This window comes from Streptomyces cirratus, assembly GCF_014650775.1.
GTDB lineage: Bacteria > Actinomycetota > Actinomycetes > Streptomycetales > Streptomycetaceae > Streptomyces > Streptomyces cirratus.
On the sequence record NZ_BMVP01000003.1, the window covers coordinates 131,230 to 146,747 of the forward strand.

Genomic DNA, 15,518 nt, shown 5'->3' on the forward strand with positions numbered 1-15,518 from the left:
AGCTCTCGAAGCCGCACCCAGAGGCTGAACGGGCTCGCCCGCATCAGCCGTGTGCAGTTCACATAGAACAAAGGCTCTCGGCGGCCAGGCGGGTGTTCGTAGAGCAAGGAGGCCAGTGGACCCCAGGCTTCATACGGCTCCGCCGGGGTCAGCGCATCACTGCGCACCTGTCCGAATGCGGTCCCTGGCGCGAAGGCCGCGGTGTCGCGGAAGGACGCTGCCGCGCCCCGCGACCGGGACTGTCGGCTGTGATGAGACGACTCGTATCGGAGTCGGCCAGGGAGCTTACGAGGCACGGGCCTTTCGGATGGTCATGCCTCACATCTTGCCATGTCCACATCTCCCTTCGAACGGCCCAAGCCTGCTGCACAACGTCAACTTGACGCCTGGCTTCGTGAGGTGTCTGCGGTGAACGGGCTACGCCGTTGGCGTGACCGGAGCACCGTAGGAGCCATCTTCGAGAGATCGTCACGGGATGATCAGTTTTGGGTAAAGCGCCGCGGGTCGCTGCCCGGGCCTTCGACGCCTCACCTTCCGGGAGGAATCCGACCATGAGTTACGGCAACGCCCTGCGACACCAGATCGCCCAGCCCGGCACCACACCTCTGATCGGCGTGTACGACATGTACTCGGCGTCGGTGGCGGCCGGGCACTACGACGGGATCTTCGTCTCCGGGTTCGGCTTCGCGGCCTCCTACTACGGACTGCCCGACATCGGATTCATCGCGTGGCCCGACATGATGGGCTTCGTCCAGCGGCTGCGCGGCGCCTTCCCCCGCCACCACCTCCTCGTCGACATCGACGACGGGTACGTCGATGCGGAAGTGGCCTGCCACGTCGTGGGGGGCCTTGAGCGGATCGGTGCCTCCGGCGTCATCCTGGAGGACCAGAAGCGCCCCCGGCGCTGCGGGCACGCCGACGGCAAGCAGGTGCTGCCGCTGGCGGAGTACCTGGAGAAGCTCGACATGGTCCTCGCCACGCGCAAGGACCTCGTGGTCGTCGCCCGTACCGACGCGACGGAGGAAGCCGACATCATCGTGCGGGCGCAGGCCCTGGCCGCCACCGACGCCGACGTCGTCCTGGTCGACGGCGTCCGCAGTGTCGAGTGGATCGAGCGGATCCGCGGGGTCGTCGGCGACAAGCCGCTGATGTTCAACCAGATCGCCGGCGGCAAGTCCCCGCGGCTCTCGCTCAGCGAGCTGGACGAGCTCGGCGTCGACGTCGCGATCTACAGCACTCCCTGCCTGTTCGCCGCGCACCGGGCGATGGACACCGCGCTCAGCGAACTCCGCCTGGCCGACGGGCGCCTGCCCGGCGACGAGGACGGCGGGGCGATCGGCGTCGCGGAGTCCACCAGGCTGTTGGCCGCGAACATCACCCGCCACCACCCCGTTCCGGCGGCGCGCGACAGCACGGACGTCAGCGTGTGACGTGAGCGCGGTTGCGGCCCCGCCGTCCGCCTCGCCGTGCACACGCCCGCCGACGGCCACGGGGCCCGCATCCGGGACGGCCCCGCCACGGCGCAGAAACGTCACGCCTCCCCCGTTCGTGCCCGCCACCCCTGTACGCCCGGCGGGTGGGGGGCGGTCATTACCATGAGGGGGTTTGGCGGAGCGCGTTTCATACGGAGGAAGCTGAGGGTGTTCTCGGTGGTCGTCAGGCAGGACGCGCGGGGTGTGGTGTTCGCACTGCGCGGGGAGCTCGACTTCGAAAGCGTGGTGCAGCTGCACGAGGCCGGGGAGCAGGAGCTGGGCAGGGGCCCGGGGGTGGGGCCCGTCGTGGCCGACTGTTCCGACCTGGAGTTCTGTGACTCGTCCGGTGTCGGCGCCCTGGTGCGGTTCTTCCAGCAGCTGTCCGCTCAGGGCCGGGCGCTGCGGCTGGCGTGCGTGCCGGATTCGGTGGCCCGTCTGTTCTCGCTGACCGGACTTGACCAGGTCTTCTCCGTCCACGCGGACGTGTCCGACGCCCTGGTCGCGGGCACGGGCGGCCGTGAGATCGTTGCTCCGGGCGCTGCGGGCGCTGACAAACCGGTACAGCCGAGTGGGGGGCAGGGCACATGACGCGCGTACCGGGGCGGAAGGCAGCGCAGTCCGCCGGGACGCGAAGGGCGCGGACGAACGGCGAAAGCAGGGCGGAGGAGGACCTGCGGGCCCTATTCGGGCAGTCGACGGCCGTGTTCGCCTCCCTCGCCGGACCGGCGCACATGCTGGAGGCGGCGAACCCGGCGTTCTTCGCCGCGATCGGCGGGGGTGAGCGCACCCGCACCGGCGTGCCCCTCGGACAGCTGGTGCCCGAACTCGCCGACCAGGGTTTCCTCGCCCTCCTGGACCAGGTCTACCGCACCGGCAAGGCCCACATCGGCAGGGATGCCCGGGTCGTGCTGGGTGAGGGGGCGGCGGCGCGGGAGGCGTTCTTCGACTTCACCTACGAGCCCCGCGTGGACGCCGGCGGCAACACCATGGGTGTGCGGGTGATCGGGGTGGAGACCACCCAGGTCAAGCACGCCCAGCGGCTGACGGCCGAGCACCGCGCGCTGCTGGAGCAGATCGCGCGCCAGGCACCGCTGCCCGAGGTCCTCGAGGGCATGGCCCGTGTCATAGAGGACCTGGCGCCCGAGGAAGTGCTGGTCTCCGTCCTGCTGGCCGACGCCGACGGCCGGCACCTGCGGCACGGCGCGGCGCCCAGCCTGCCCGACTTCTACAACGAGGCCATCGACGGCATCGCCACCGGGGAAGGCGTCGGCTCCTGCGGCACCGCCGCCCACCGCCGCCGGCCGGTGATCGTGACCGACATCGCCACCGACCCGTTCTGGGACGACTTCCGTGACCTGGCCGAGAAGGCGGGACTCGCCGCCTGCTGGTCCACCCCGGTACTCGCCCGCGACGGCTCACTGCTGGGCACCTTCGCCATGTACCACCGCACCCCGCGCGCGCCGCAGGAAGCCGACCTCGCCCTGGCCCGGGTCTTCGCCGACACCGTGGCCCTGGCCGTCGAACGCCAGCAGGCCGAACAGGCGCGACAGGCCGCCGAGGCCCGGGAGACGGCGGCCCGCGCCGACCTCGCCTTCCTCCTGAAGGCCAGTACCGCCCTGACCAGCGACCTGGACGCCACCCAGACCCTCCAGCGCCTGGCCGCGTTCTGCACCCCGCAGCTGGCGCCGCTGTGCGCGGTCGACGTCGTCGAAGGCGGACGGGTGCACCGCATCGCCACCGCCGCGCCCACGAAGGGGCAGCAGGACCTGCTGGCCTCGCACCTCCCGGTCCACGACGCCGCCGACAACACCGTCGCCCGCGTGCTGGCCTCCGGCATGAGGGAGGTCGCGCGCCGCACGCCCACCGGGTCCGGCCCCTGGCAGGAGCTGGGCGTCACCGGCTACATGTGCATTCCCCTGATGGACCGGGGCAGTGCCTTCGGCACGTTGACCCTGCTGTCCACCGGCGAGCACCCCTTCGACGGCCACACCGTCGCCCTCGCCGAGGAACTCGCCCGGCGCGCCGCGCTGGCCGCCCGCCACGCCCGCCAGTACACCCACCGCGTCACCCTCGCCCGTGACCTGCAAGCCGGACTGCTGCTGCCCGATCTGCCCGCCGTGCCCGGCGCCGACGTCGCCACCTACTACCACCCCGCCGGCGAGGGCCTGGACGTCGGCGGCGACTTCTACGACGTCTTCCCCCTCGACGACGGCCGCTGGGCGTTCCTGCTCGGTGACGTCTGCGGACGGGGAGCCATCGCCGCCACGACCACCGCCCTGGTCCGCCACACCGCCCGCGCCGTCGCGCCCCTCCTGCCCGGTCCGGACGCCGTAGTCGAAGCCGTCAACCGGGCGCTGCTCAACCGGCCCGACAGCCACGGCACCGGATTCGTCACCCTCGTCTACGGTCAGCTCACCCCCACCCCCGACGGGCTGGACGTCTGCCTGGTCCGCGCCGGTCACACCCTGCCGCTCGTCCTCGGCACCGACGGGACGGTGCACACCGTCGACGCGCCCGGTGCGCTCCTCGGCATCACGGCGGACCCCGCCGTGACCGTCCACCGCCTCCATCTGAGCCCGCGGGAAAGCCTGTTGCTCTACACGGACGGGATCACCGAGGCCCGCGACGGTTCCGGCGAGCAGTTCGGCGAGCAACGCCTCGCGGCCGCCCTGACCGGCGGCGCGCACCGCACTGCCGCGCACGACGTCATCGACGTCCTCACCCGGGCCGTGCAGGCCTTCACGGGCGGCCACGACATCGACGACGACCAGGCCGTCCTCGTCCTGACCGCGACCTGACCCGGCCGGCCGGCTCGAAGGCCGACGGGGGCCGCTCATGCCGACGGGGCGGCGTGCCGACGTGGTGTCGGGGGACGCCGCCCTCGGGCGGGACGGACCGGGGAGGTGACTCCCACTGTCATGGCGGTTACTTCGGGTCGGCGTTGAACTTCGACGTCGACCAGCGGTAACCGAGTGCGGCCAGGCCGATGGACCAGGCCACCGCGAGCCATCCGTTGTAGCCGATCTCGCTGCCGAGCAGCAGGCCGCGCAGGGTTTCGATGGCGGGGGTGAAGGGCTGGTACCGGGCGATCGGCTGGAACCAGCCCGGCATCGCGTCGATGGGGGTGAACGCGCTGGAGATGAGCGGCAGCAGGATGAGCGGCATGGCGCTGTTGCTGGCCGCCTCGGCGTTCGGGCTGGCCATGCCCATTCCGACCGCGATCCAGGTGAGCGCCAGGGCGAAGAGTGCGAGCAGCCCGATCGCCGCCAGCCATTCCAGGGCGGTGGCGTCCGTGGACCGGAAGCCGATGGCCACGGCGACGGCGCCGACGAGGAGGACGCTGGCGACCGACTGCAGGACGCTGCCGACGACGTGCCCGATGAGTACGGAGCCTCGGTGGATCGCCATCGTGCGGAAGCGGGCGATGATGCCCTCGGACATGTCGGTGGCGACGGACACCGCGGCGCCGATGACGGTGCTGCCGATGGTCATCAGCAGGATGCCCGGGACGACGTAGGCGATGTACGCGGAGCGGTCGGCGCCGCCGCCGATGCCCGCGCTCATCGTGTCGCCGAAGATGTAGACGAAGAGCAACAGCAGCATGACGGGCGTGAGCAGCAGGTTCAGGGTGAGGGACGGGTAGCGGCGCGCGTGCAGGAGGTTGCGGCGCAGCATGGTGGCGGAGTCGCGCACGGCGAGGGGCAGGGAGCTCATCGGACGTTCTCCTCGGTCTGGTTGTTCTGGGCGGGCACGGTGGAGCCGGTCAGGGCGAAGAAGACGTCGTCGAGGTCGGGGGTGTGCACGGTCAGCTCGTCGGCCTCGATGCCGGCCGAGTCCAGCCAGTCGAGGATGGAACGCAGCTCGCGCTGGCTGCCGTCGCTCGGGATCTGCAGGGCGAGGGCCTCGTCGTCCCGGGAGGCCTCGCGCAGTGCGCGGGCCGCACTGCGGTACGTGGACGGGTCGTAGAAGCGGAGCCGGACGTGGCCGCCGGGGATCAGGCGCTTGAGCTCCTCGGCAGTGCCCTGAGCGGCGATCTTGCCGTCGTTCAGCACGGCGATGCGGTCGGCGAGCTGGTCGGCCTCCTCCAGGTACTGGGTGGTGAGGAAGACGGTGACGCCGTTTGTGACGAGCTCGCGGATGATCTGCCACATGTTGTGGCGGCTGCGCGGGTCGAGGCCGGTGGTGGGCTCGTCGAGGAAGATGATCCGCGGGTCGCCGACCAGGGTCATGGCGATGTCGAGGCGGCGCTTCATGCCGCCGGAGTAGGTGGATGCGGGCTTCTTCGCGGCGTCGGTGAGGTCGAACCGCTCCAGGAGTGCGGCGCAGACGCGCCGTCCCTCGGCTTTGGAGAGGTGGTGGAGGTCGGCCATGAGGAGCATGTTCTCCTCACCGGTGATCAGGCCGTCGACGGCGGAGAACTGTCCGGTGACGCCGATCGCGGCGCGGACCGCCTGTGGGTCGGTGGCGAGGTCGTGGCCGGCGACGCGGATCTCACCGGAGGCGGGGCCGGCGGTGATGAGGGTCGAGAGGATCTTGACCGCGGTGGTCTTGCCGGCGCCGTTCGGACCGAGCAGGGAGAAGATCGTTCCCTCCGGGACGGCCAGGTCGATGCCGTCGAGGACGGTCTTGTCGCCATAGGACTTGCGCAGCCCGTTCGCCGCGATGGCCAAGCTGGTCATGGGGAGTGCTCCTTCTTTCCGGGCTGCGGGTCAGAGGCTGCGGGCGGTGATGTCGCCCTGGGAGGTGGTCGCCTGGATGTCGAGCTCGGTGGCCCCGTCGTTCTTGAGGTGGTTGCTGATGCGGCCGTAGGAGGTGCCGGCGTCGAGGGAGGCCGAGACGCCGGGGGCGGCGGTGACCGAGATGTCGCCCTGGTGGGTGCTCAGCACGACCTTGCCGCGTACGGCTTCGGCGATCCGGATGTCGCCCCTCGCGGTGCTGATCTCCGCGGGTCCCCCGAGCCGGCCGACCTCGACGTCGCCGTCGGTCGCGGTGAGGCGAAGGCTCGCGACCTCGTCGATCTTGATCTGGCGGTACGCGCCGTCGAAGGTGATGTCGCCGAGGCGGCCGACGGCCCGGAACTCGGTGCTGGCGGCCTTCGCCTCGACGCGGGAACCGGCGGGCAACTGGACGGTCACCTCGATGGATCCGGAGGGGCCGAAGTGCTGGTTCCGCACGGGTACCTCGACCCGCAGGACTCCCTCGGCGTACTCGACCGTGGTCTGCTCCGCTGCCTTCACGTCGCGGCTCTTCGAGGCGTTCACGGGGAGGATCTCGACGGTGGTGTCGGCACGGTCGGCGGCGATGATCTGGACTCGCCCGGCGGGGATGTCGAGGACGGCGGAGATGGGGGCGGTGGTGGCGAACTTCTGCATCGTGGTCTCCTGCGACTCGTTGTTTCCGATGGACGAAAAGCTACGTTGCATTCAAAGAAGCTTCAATATGTTCGTTGCGCGAAAACACTGTTTCCCCAGCTCGGAGCCTATATTTCGTTGCAACCGATCTCAACGTTAATGCAACACCGGGTGTCAGTTCGTTGCAATGAATGAAGCTGAACGCTATGCTGGCGGCAGCCCTAGCCGAACAAAGGAGACCGCGATGCCGGGAGGCAGGCTCACCCAGCAGGAACGCCAGCAGATCGGGCTGGGGCTGGCCGACGGCCTGGCCTACGCCGAGATCGCACGACGTCTGGACCGCCCGACCTCGACGGTCACGCGTGAGGTGATGCGCAACGGCGGCCCCACGGCCTACCGCGCCGACCTGGCCCACCGCGCCACCGAACGCCGCGCCCACCGGCGAAAGCCCGCCTCGTCCCGGGGAGCGGAGGAGGCCGCCCTGCCGCACGGCCGCGACCCCGAGGCCGTGGCCGAGTACGAGGAGCGGTTCACCACGGTCATGATGCAGTCGGGCCTGTCCAACAAGATGATGGCGCGGGTGATGGTCTGCCTCCTCACCACCGACTCCGGCAGCATGACCGCCGCCGAACTGGTCCAGCGCCTCCAGGTCAGCCCGGCCTCCATCTCCAAGTCGATCGCCTTCCTGGAGAGCCAGGCCCTCGTCCGCCGGGAGCGCGACGAACGCCGCCGGGAGCGTTATGTCATCGACGAGAACCTCTGGTACCACTCGATGGAGGCCAGCGTCCGCGCCCTCACCGAGCAGGTCGAGATCTCACGGCAGGGCGTCGGCATCCTCGGTCCCGGCACCCCGGCCGCCGTCCGCCTGGAGAACGTCGCCCGCTTCCTCGACTTCGTCGCCGAGAGCCTCGCCCGCGCCGCGGAGCAGGCCCGCGACGTGCTCCACACGAAGGCGGAATCGACTTCGGACGGTGCTTGACCGTCTCGCTCGGTGGGAGGGGGTGATTGTTCGCGCAGGGGCGGCGCCTTACCCTCGCGTGCATGCCTCACGAGAAGGAAGTACCGCCGTCGGCCGATGTGTTGCGCGCGGCCTACGGTGCGTTCGACGCAGTCGTCAAGACCGTCACGGATGAGCGGTCGTGGCTGCCGACCGGCTGTGCCGGCTGGTCGGTCCGCGACCTCGTCTTCCACTGCGTGGGTGACGCGCAACGCGGCCTGGTCGCCCTGCACACGCCCGTCGAACGGCCGCCGGACCGTGACGCGGTGACCTACTGGGAGGACTGGCGGCCGGAACCCGTCGGTGCGGCCAACGGCCGTAGGTTCAACCGGGTCGTCGCCAGCATGTTCTTGCAGGTCGACCAACTGTGTGAGCTGTATTCCGAGACCGTGGCCGCCATGGTGGACGCCGCGGCGGGCGCTTCGGCCGGCCGGCCGGTCGCCACTCAAGGCCACGTACTGTTCGCCGGCGATCTGATCCGCACGCTGGCCGTCGAGGCGACGATCCACCATCTCGACCTCGTGCTGTCCCTCCCCGACGCACCCGGGCCTTCGGCCGAAGGGCTCGGCGAAGTGCGCCGCACGCTGGACGGACTGCTCGGCCGCCCGGTGCCGCTGCCGTGGGACGACGCGCATTACGCGCGGGTGGCGACCGGACGCGCGACGCTGTCGGACGCCGACAGGGCCCGCCTGGGCGCGGACGCGGCCCGCTTCCCGCTGTTCGCATAGCCCGGCGGGCCCGACGGGACGGCGCGGGGCGGGCACGATCCATTGGAGTGCACGGCTCCTGGAGGTGCACGGTCCCTGGGGTGCACAATCGTTTACCCTTGGGGTGAACAGTTGTGCACCCCGGCTGTGTCCCGTTCCCGCCCCGGTCTGGAGCAGCATGCCCCCCGCGATATCCGTACCCGGCCCGCGCCCCCGGGCCGTCGTACCCGTACTCGCCTTCTGCGGCGTGGTCGTCGCCGTCATGCAGACGCTGGTGGTCCCGCTGCTGCCGCACGTCCCCGACCTGACGGGGGCCAGTCCGGGCGCCGCGGGCTGGCTGGTGACCATCACCCTCCTCACCGGTGCGGTCTTCACCCCGGTGCTCGGCCGCGTGGGTGACATGTACGGGAAGCGACGCGTACTGCTCGCCTCGCTGGGGGTGCTGACCGTCGGCTCCGTGCTCTGCGCGGTCAGCTCCCACATCGGCGTGCTGATCACCGGCCGCGCCCTCCAGGGCGCGGCTCTCGCGGTGATCCCCCTCGGCATCAGCATCATCCGCGACGAACTCCCCGCCGACCGGGTGCTGTCGTCGATCGCCCTCATGAGCTCGACCCTCGGCATCGGTGCGGCGATCGGCCTGCCGGTGGCCGCGCTGGTCATCGAGAACTTCGACTGGCACACCATGTTCTGGGCATCGGCCGCCCTCGGCTTGCTCGATCTGCTCCTCGTGCTGTGGATCGTCCCCGAGTCCGCGGTGCGCTCCCGCGGGCGCTTCGACGTCCTGGGCACGGTGGGCCTGAGCGCTTTCCTCGTCGGGCTGCTGCTCGCGATCACCCAGGGCGCGGACTGGGGCTGGACCTCGGCGCGCACGCTGGGCCTGTTCGGGGCCTCGGTGGCCGTGGGCCTGCTCTGGGGACGGTTCGAACTGCGCGCCCCCTCCCCCATGGTGGACCTGCGGGTCTCCGCCCGGCCCGCCGTGCTGCTCACGAACGTCGCGGCCCTGCTGATCGGTTTCGCCTTCTACGCCAACTCCCTGGTCACCGGCCAGATGGTGCAGGAGCCCACCAGCACGGGGTACGGGCTCGGCGCCTCCATCGTGGTGAGCGGACTGTGCCTGCTGCCCGGCGGCCTGGCCATGGTGGCCCTCTCTCCCGTCTCGGCGCGGATCTCCGCCGCCTACGGGCCCCGTACCGCGCTCGCGCTCGCCGCCGTCGTCATGGCCGTCGGCTACGTGGTCCGCTTCTTCACCAGCCACAGTCTCTGGCTGATCGTGGCCGGTGCCACCGTCGTCGCTTCCGGTACGGCGATCGCGTACTCGGCGCTGCCCGCGCTCGTGATGCGGGCCGTGCCGGTGAGCGAGACGGCGGCGGCCAACGGGCTGAACACCCTGATGCGTTCGGTCGGCCAGGCCTGCTGCAGCGCGGTGGTCGCCGCCGTGCTGGCCCACGTGACGTTCGTGGCCGGCGGCCGCACCGCCCCGACCCTGCACGCCTACCTGCTGATCTTCCTGATCGCCGGCGGAGCCGCGCTCGCGGCTCTCGGCGCCACGCTGTTCCTGCCGTCGGACCGGCCCGGGCGCGGTGCGCTGCGCGGCCGCGGCTGCGAGGGCGGTACGGTCACGGTGTCAGCGTCCGTGACCGCCGCCCAGGAGGGCGCATGAGCAGCACCGACGGGTCCGTCGCCGCCACGGCCGATGCGCAGGCGGGTGCCGAGACCGGACGTGAGGCCATCGTGCGGGCCGCACGGCGGGCGTTCACGCTGCGGCCGTACGCCGAGGTCACGATGCGCGGCATCGCCGCCGCCGCCGGGGTGAGCCCGTCGCTGATCGTGAAACGGTTCGGCAGCAAGGAAGCCCTGTTCAACACCGTCGTCGATTTCCGCTCGGCCGCCGACGAGCTCTTCGCCGCTCCGCCGTCCGCGCTGGGACGGCACCTGGTCCTGACCATGGTCGAGCTGCGTGAGCGGTTTCGGGGGGACCCGCTGCTGCGGGTCGTCTTCTCCCTCGGCATCGAGGACGAGCGCACCCTGCTCCGCGCGCGGTTTCGCGAACAGGTCACCGACCGGCTGGCCGCGGCGCTGACCGGACCGGACGCGCAGCTGCGGGCCGAGCTCATCGCCGGACAGCTGCTGGGTCTGGGCGCCACCTTGAGCCTGCACCGGCCGGACGGCGCCGGCTCGCACGCCACCGCCGAACGCCTCGCGGACCTGTACGCGCCCGGCCTCCAGCGGCTCATCGACGGCGCCTGACCCCGGGCCGGGCGCGTACAGGTCCGCTCCCAGCGCATGAAATCGGCGCGTCGAAGCATGTGCGTGGGATGGAATGCGTGATGTACGAGGAACGGTCCGGCCGGTCGGAGAGCGTGGAGTGCGGACTGGAGGACGAGACCTGCCAGCTGGTGTTGAAGCGGCTGCGCGGGCTGGGTGAGGGCGAGTTCGGCTGGGTGCGCCTGGTCGATCCGGCCGAGGCGGAACTGGTGCAGCTGGCCGAGGAGTTGGGCCTGCACCCCCTCGCGGTCGAGGACGCGGTCCAGGCACGGCAGCGCCCCAAGCGTGAGCGCTTCGGTGACGTGCTGGCCGTCGCGCTCAAGACGCTCTGGTACGTCGATGCGGACACGGCGGTGGAGACGGGGCAGCTGATGGTCTTCGTCGGCCCCCGGTACGTGCTCACCGTGCGGCACGGTCCGGTCGACCCGGCCGCCGAAGCCGCGCGCCGGCTCGACGCGGACCCGGGCATGCTGCGTTTCGGCCCGCTGTCCGTCCTGCACGCCGTGCTCGATGTGGTCGTGGACGCCTACAGCGACAGCGCCGACAAGGTGCGGGCCGCGCTCACCGCGCTGGAGGACTGCGTCTTCTCCACCTCCCGCGTCGACCACACCGAGGCGATCTACTCCCTCAAGCGGGAGGTGCGGGAGTTCCGTGACGCGGTCCAGCCCCTGGTCCCCGTACTGCACGGGCTGCCGGCCGGCCCGGTGCAGGACGGGCAGAGCCCGCCGCCCAAGGTGCTGCCCTACTTCCGCGATGTCGCCGACCATCTGAGCCGCGCGGACACCGAGGTCCGGTCCCTGGACGAGCTGTTGACCTCGGTCCTGGACGCACAGCAGGCGCGGGTGGGCACCTGGCAGAACGACGACATGCGCCGCATCTCGGCCTGGGCAGCGATCTTCGCGATCCCGACCATGGTCGCCGGTGTCTACGGGATGAACTTCGAGCACATGCCCGAGCTCGGCTGGACCTACGGCTATCCGCTCGCCCTCGCTCTCATGGCGCTGGCCTCCGGACTCCTCTACCGCGCCTTCCGCCGCAACGGCTGGCTCTAGGCCGACGGCGGGCCCGTCGGGGCGCGGGACGGATCCCGGTCCGGAGCAGTTGTCGGCCAGGAAGACCTCCAGGGTCTCGCGCAGCATCCCCTCGGCCGGTACGCCCGCCAGCAGTTCGGCGAGGGTGTCCAGCTGCTCGACCCCCGCGCACCGCAACCTCCGCGTCCGCCGCCGTGAGGGCGAACCGGGCCCTCGGTCCCGGCGGCCCGCGCGCCTGTGCCGGGGCGCAGGTCCGTCCCCGGGCCCCGCATGCCTGGAGCAGCGGCCACCCCGGGCGGAGCCGGCCGCCTGGTCGCCCCCGCCGGCCGGGTCCTCGTGGAGCACGGCCAGCGTTCCGGCCACCGCGTACGGGACTGCGTCCAGGTGCGCCAGTGCCTCGGCCAGGGCGTTGCCCGAGGTCGCGGCGAGTGCGCGGTACGAGCCGCCCGGCGGCGCGAGGACCGGAGCCGCTTCCTGCTGGCGGTCAGCGGCGGGGACGGGCACCACACCGTGCTGTCCTGGGCCGAACTGGACGCCGACTTCGGCGGTGCCCCGGTCCTGCTCGCCGCCCGGCTCGACGGGGCGGACCTCGACGGGGCGGGCGCGCAGCGGGTGGTTCCGTCGGACCGGTGCGGGGCGCGGTACGTCAGCGCCGTCACCCACGTGTGGTTCGGAGCACTGTCGCCGCCGAGCCCGGGGCGGTGAGCCGCTGGTGCCCGCGTGGGCGTGGCGGCGGGGTGTGGCCGGGCGAAGACGGATATACCCCTTGCGGGAGGTGCCGTGTCCGTTCGCCGTCTTGCCCTCGTCCTCGCCGGTCCGGCCCTGGCGCTCGCGCTCGCCGCCGGGGCGTCCGGGGCGGCTCCCGTGCCGCGGACCGGGCCGGTGCCGGGTTCCCCGGTGACCGTCGTCGCCCCGCTCCCCGGCAGTGTGACGGCCCTGGCCGGGTACGCGGTCCAGGCGGCGGCGAAGGTCAAAGACTCCGCGGCAGCGGTGTCCAGCCCCGGCTATCCGGCGGCCGGGTGGTATCCGGCGGGCCCGCGTTCCACCGTCCTCGCGGCCCTCCTCGCCGCGGGCGCCTACCCGGACCCCTTCTACTCCACCCGCCAGCGGCTCATCCCGAGCTCGGACTTCGCGGCGCCCTGGTGGTACCGGTCCGATTTCGCCGTCGCCGACACCACGGCCCGTACCCACCTCGATTTCAGCGGGGTGGTCTCCGCCGCCGACGTGTTCGTCAACGGCCGCCCGGTCGCCACCGCGCGCACCGTCGCCGGCGCCTACACCCGGCACGAGCTCGACATCACCGCGCTGGTCCGGGCGGGCACCAATACCGTCGCCTTCCGGGTCCGGCCCAACGATCCGCGCAAGCACCTGACGATGGGCTGGCTCGACTGGATCCAGCCGCCGCCCGACCGCAACATGGGCATCGTCCGTGACGTCACCGTGCGCCGCAGCGGGCCGGTCGCCCTGCGCGACGCGCACGTGGTGAGCGCCCTGGCGCTGCCCTCGCTGTCCTCGGCCGAGCTGACCGTCAAGGCCCGGGTGCGCAACGACAGCGCCCGTACCGTCACCGCCACGGTGTCCGGCACGGCCGGTCCGGCCGCCGTCAGCCGGCGCGTCACCCTCGCCCCGCACGAGACGAAGACCGTCGTCTTCTCCCCCGCCGACCACCCCGCGCTCCGGCTGCGCTCGCCCCGCGTGTGGTGGCCGGCCGCGATGGGCCACCAGCCCCTCTACGGGCTCCACCTGACCGCGACCGTGCAAGGTGCGGCCTCCGACACCGCCCACACCTCCTTCGGTATCCGCGATGTGCGGGCGCCCCTCAACGCCGACGGCGCCCGCCAGTACGTGATCAACGGGCGCCCGCTCCTGATCAAGGGGGCCGGCTGGTCTCCCGACGCGTTCTTGCGCTGGGACCGCACCTACGCGGAGGACCGGCTGCGGTACGCCCTCGACCTGGGCCTGAACACCCTGCGCCTGGAGGGGCACATCGAACCCGACGAGTTCTTCGACCTCGCCGACCGGTACGGGATCCTGACGCTGCCCGGCTGGGAGTGCTGCGACAAGTGGGAGGGCGAGGTCAACGGCGAGGGGAGCGGGGAGGGGTGGGACGCCGCCGATCACCTGGTCGCCCGGGCCTCCATGGCCGCCGAGGCGGCCCGGCTCCGCCGGCACCCGAGCGTGATCTCCTTCCTGATCGGCAGCGACGCCGCACCGAACGCGGAGATCGAACGGGGCTACGTCGACGCGCTGCGGGCCGCCGACTGGAGGGCCCCGGTGGTGGCCGCGGCCTCCGACGCCTCCGCGCCGCTCACCGGGCGTTCCGGGATGCGGATGACCGGCCCGTACGACTGGGTGCCACCCGGGTACTGGTACGAGAAGCGGGCGGGCGGCGCGACCGGTTTCAACTCCGAGACCAGCGCCGGGCCGGACGTCCCGACCCTCGACACGCTGCGCCGCATGATGTCCCCGGCCGAGCTGGAGTCGCTGTGGCAGGAGCCGTCCGCCGCCCAGTACCACCGCTCCCCCTCGGCCGTCTTCGCGACCCTCGAGCTGTACGACACCGCCCTGGCGGCCCGTTACGGCGCCCCGACCGGCCTGGAGGACTACGTCCGCAAGGCGCAGCTCGCCCAGTACGAGAACGTCCGCGCCCAGTTCGAGGCCTACGCCCGCAACGCCAAGGACGCCTCCGCGCCGTCGACGGGAGTGGTGTACTGGATGTTCAACAGCGGTTGGACCTCCCTGCACTGGCAGCTGGTGGACCGCTACCTCGACCAGGGCGGCGCCTACTTCGGCGCGAAGAAGGCGAACGAGCCGCTGCACGTCCAGTACGGGTACGACGACCGCTCGGTATCGGTCGTCAACAACCGGACCTCCCCGGCCTCCCGCCTGACGGCCCGCGTGACGCTCTTCTCCACCGACGGTGTGCGGCGGTACGACCGGGCGGTGACCGGCCTGCGCGTCGCGGGCGGCGGCACGGCCACCACCGCGCTGGCGGTCCCCGCGCGTGTCCCGGGCCTGTCCACGACGTACCTGGCCCGGCTGTTGCTCACGGACGACGCCGGGCACGAGGTGAGCCGGAACGTGTACTGGCTCTCCACGGAGGAGGACGTGCTCGACTACGCGGACACCGACTGGTACCACACGCCCGCCACCTCCTACGCCGACCTGCGCGGGCTGAGCTCGATGGAGCGGGCGGCAGTCGCCGCGTCCGCGACGACGACGCAGGACGGTGCGGGGACCTCCACGACGACGGTGACCCTGCGGCACTCCGGCCACGGCCGGACGCCGGCACTGCTGACCGACGTACATCTGGTCGGGGCGCGGGGCGAGCCGGTGCTGCCGGTGCGGTGGAGCGACAACCAGGTCACCCTCTGGCCGGGCGAGTCGGTCACCCTGACGGCGACCTACCGCACCGCCGATCTGCGCGGCGCCGCGCCCCGGCTGCGCGTCTCGGGCTGGAACACGCCGCCGTCCGTGTCCCGGTGAGTGCGGCCGGTTCCCTGCCCGGCCGCGTCCGGACGGCAATCACCACGCGACCGTATGAAATGTGCCGCGGGACGAACCGGGTCATCATGGCGGGAGGCGGGCGTGCCGCTCCCGGGTGCCCGGGCAGCGCCTCGCGGCCGGGAGGTGACGGGTGAGTCTGGACGAGTCACAGAGGGCCTGGGCCGTGATCGTCTGCGTCGTGGCCGTCA

At 71.9% G+C, this 15,518-nt stretch carries 13 protein-coding genes; 10 read left to right on the forward strand and 3 right to left on the reverse strand.

The genetic code is table 11. The annotated features are described in order from the left end of the window. The first annotated feature begins 551 nt into the window (after positions 1–551). The 3 genes from IE207_RS10200 to IE207_RS10210 all read left to right on the forward strand — a co-directional run bounded on the left by IE207_RS10200 (position 552) and on the right by IE207_RS10210 (position 4,270). The gene (locus IE207_RS10200) at positions 552–1,430 is read left to right on the forward strand and encodes an isocitrate lyase/PEP mutase family protein (RefSeq protein ID WP_190183758.1); all 879 of its coding nucleotides are present in this window, start codon (positions 552–554) and stop codon (positions 1,428–1,430) included. A gap of 210 nt (positions 1,431–1,640) precedes the next feature. Next, positions 1,641–2,060 (forward strand): STAS domain-containing protein, encoded by a 420-nt coding sequence (locus tag IE207_RS10205; RefSeq protein ID WP_190183759.1) that lies wholly within the window; start codon positions 1,641–1,643, stop codon positions 2,058–2,060. Further along, positions 2,057–4,270, forward strand: coding sequence for a GAF domain-containing SpoIIE family protein phosphatase (locus IE207_RS10210; RefSeq protein ID WP_190183760.1), 2,214 nt, complete (start codon positions 2,057–2,059; stop codon positions 4,268–4,270). The genes IE207_RS10205 and IE207_RS10210 overlap by 4 nt, the downstream gene beginning before the upstream one ends. Positions 4,271–4,397: 127 nt before the next feature. Here the strand turns inward: IE207_RS10210 and IE207_RS10215 are convergent, their stop codons facing one another. Genes IE207_RS10215 through IE207_RS10225 form a run of 3 tightly spaced genes read right to left on the reverse strand, consistent with a single transcriptional unit; the run spans position 4,398 to position 6,844 of the window. Beyond that, complete coding sequence (locus IE207_RS10215; RefSeq protein WP_190183761.1) at positions 4,398–5,186, reverse strand: ABC transporter permease; 789 nt, start codon at positions 5,184–5,186, stop codon at positions 4,398–4,400. After that, positions 5,183–6,151 (reverse strand): ATP-binding cassette domain-containing protein, encoded by a 969-nt coding sequence (locus IE207_RS10220; RefSeq protein WP_190183762.1) that lies wholly within the window; start codon positions 6,149–6,151, stop codon positions 5,183–5,185. Before IE207_RS10220 ends, IE207_RS10215 begins: the two co-directional genes overlap by 4 nt. Before the next feature lie 30 nt (positions 6,152–6,181). After that, a complete protein-coding gene (locus tag IE207_RS10225) occupies positions 6,182–6,844 on the reverse strand; it encodes a DUF4097 family beta strand repeat-containing protein (protein ID WP_190184198.1) in 663 nt (220 codons plus the stop codon). A 223-nt stretch (positions 6,845–7,067) separates the two neighbouring features. Between IE207_RS10225 and IE207_RS33750 the strand changes: the two genes are divergently transcribed. From IE207_RS33750 to IE207_RS10260, 7 genes are all read left to right on the forward strand, one after another. Further along, positions 7,068–7,802, forward strand: a complete 735-nt coding sequence (locus IE207_RS33750; protein WP_190183763.1) for a helix-turn-helix domain-containing protein — start codon at positions 7,068–7,070, stop codon at positions 7,800–7,802. A 62-nt stretch (positions 7,803–7,864) separates the two neighbouring features. Next, positions 7,865–8,548: a maleylpyruvate isomerase N-terminal domain-containing protein gene (locus IE207_RS10235; protein ID WP_190183764.1), complete on the forward strand. Its 684-nt coding sequence runs from the start codon at positions 7,865–7,867 to the stop codon at positions 8,546–8,548. A gap of 157 nt (positions 8,549–8,705) precedes the next feature. Further along, on the forward strand, positions 8,706–10,187 hold the full coding sequence (locus IE207_RS10240; RefSeq protein WP_190183765.1) for an MFS transporter: 1,482 nt from the start codon (positions 8,706–8,708) through the stop codon (positions 10,185–10,187). Continuing rightward, on the forward strand, positions 10,184–10,774 hold the full coding sequence (locus IE207_RS10245; RefSeq protein WP_190183766.1) for a TetR/AcrR family transcriptional regulator: 591 nt from the start codon (positions 10,184–10,186) through the stop codon (positions 10,772–10,774). The genes IE207_RS10240 and IE207_RS10245 overlap by 4 nt, the downstream gene beginning before the upstream one ends. Positions 10,775–10,854: 80 nt before the next feature. Further along, the gene (locus IE207_RS10250) at positions 10,855–11,844 is read left to right on the forward strand and encodes a magnesium and cobalt transport protein CorA (protein ID WP_229873593.1); all 990 of its coding nucleotides are present in this window, start codon (positions 10,855–10,857) and stop codon (positions 11,842–11,844) included. A gap of 249 nt (positions 11,845–12,093) precedes the next feature. Beyond that, positions 12,094–12,528: a molybdopterin-dependent oxidoreductase gene (locus IE207_RS33060; protein ID WP_229873597.1), complete on the forward strand. Its 435-nt coding sequence runs from the start codon at positions 12,094–12,096 to the stop codon at positions 12,526–12,528. Between the two features lie 75 nt (positions 12,529–12,603). Next, entirely contained in the window at positions 12,604–15,309 is a 2,706-nt protein-coding gene (locus IE207_RS10260; protein ID WP_190183768.1) for a glycoside hydrolase family 2 protein, read from the forward strand. Positions 15,310–15,518: the final 209 nt, after the last annotated feature.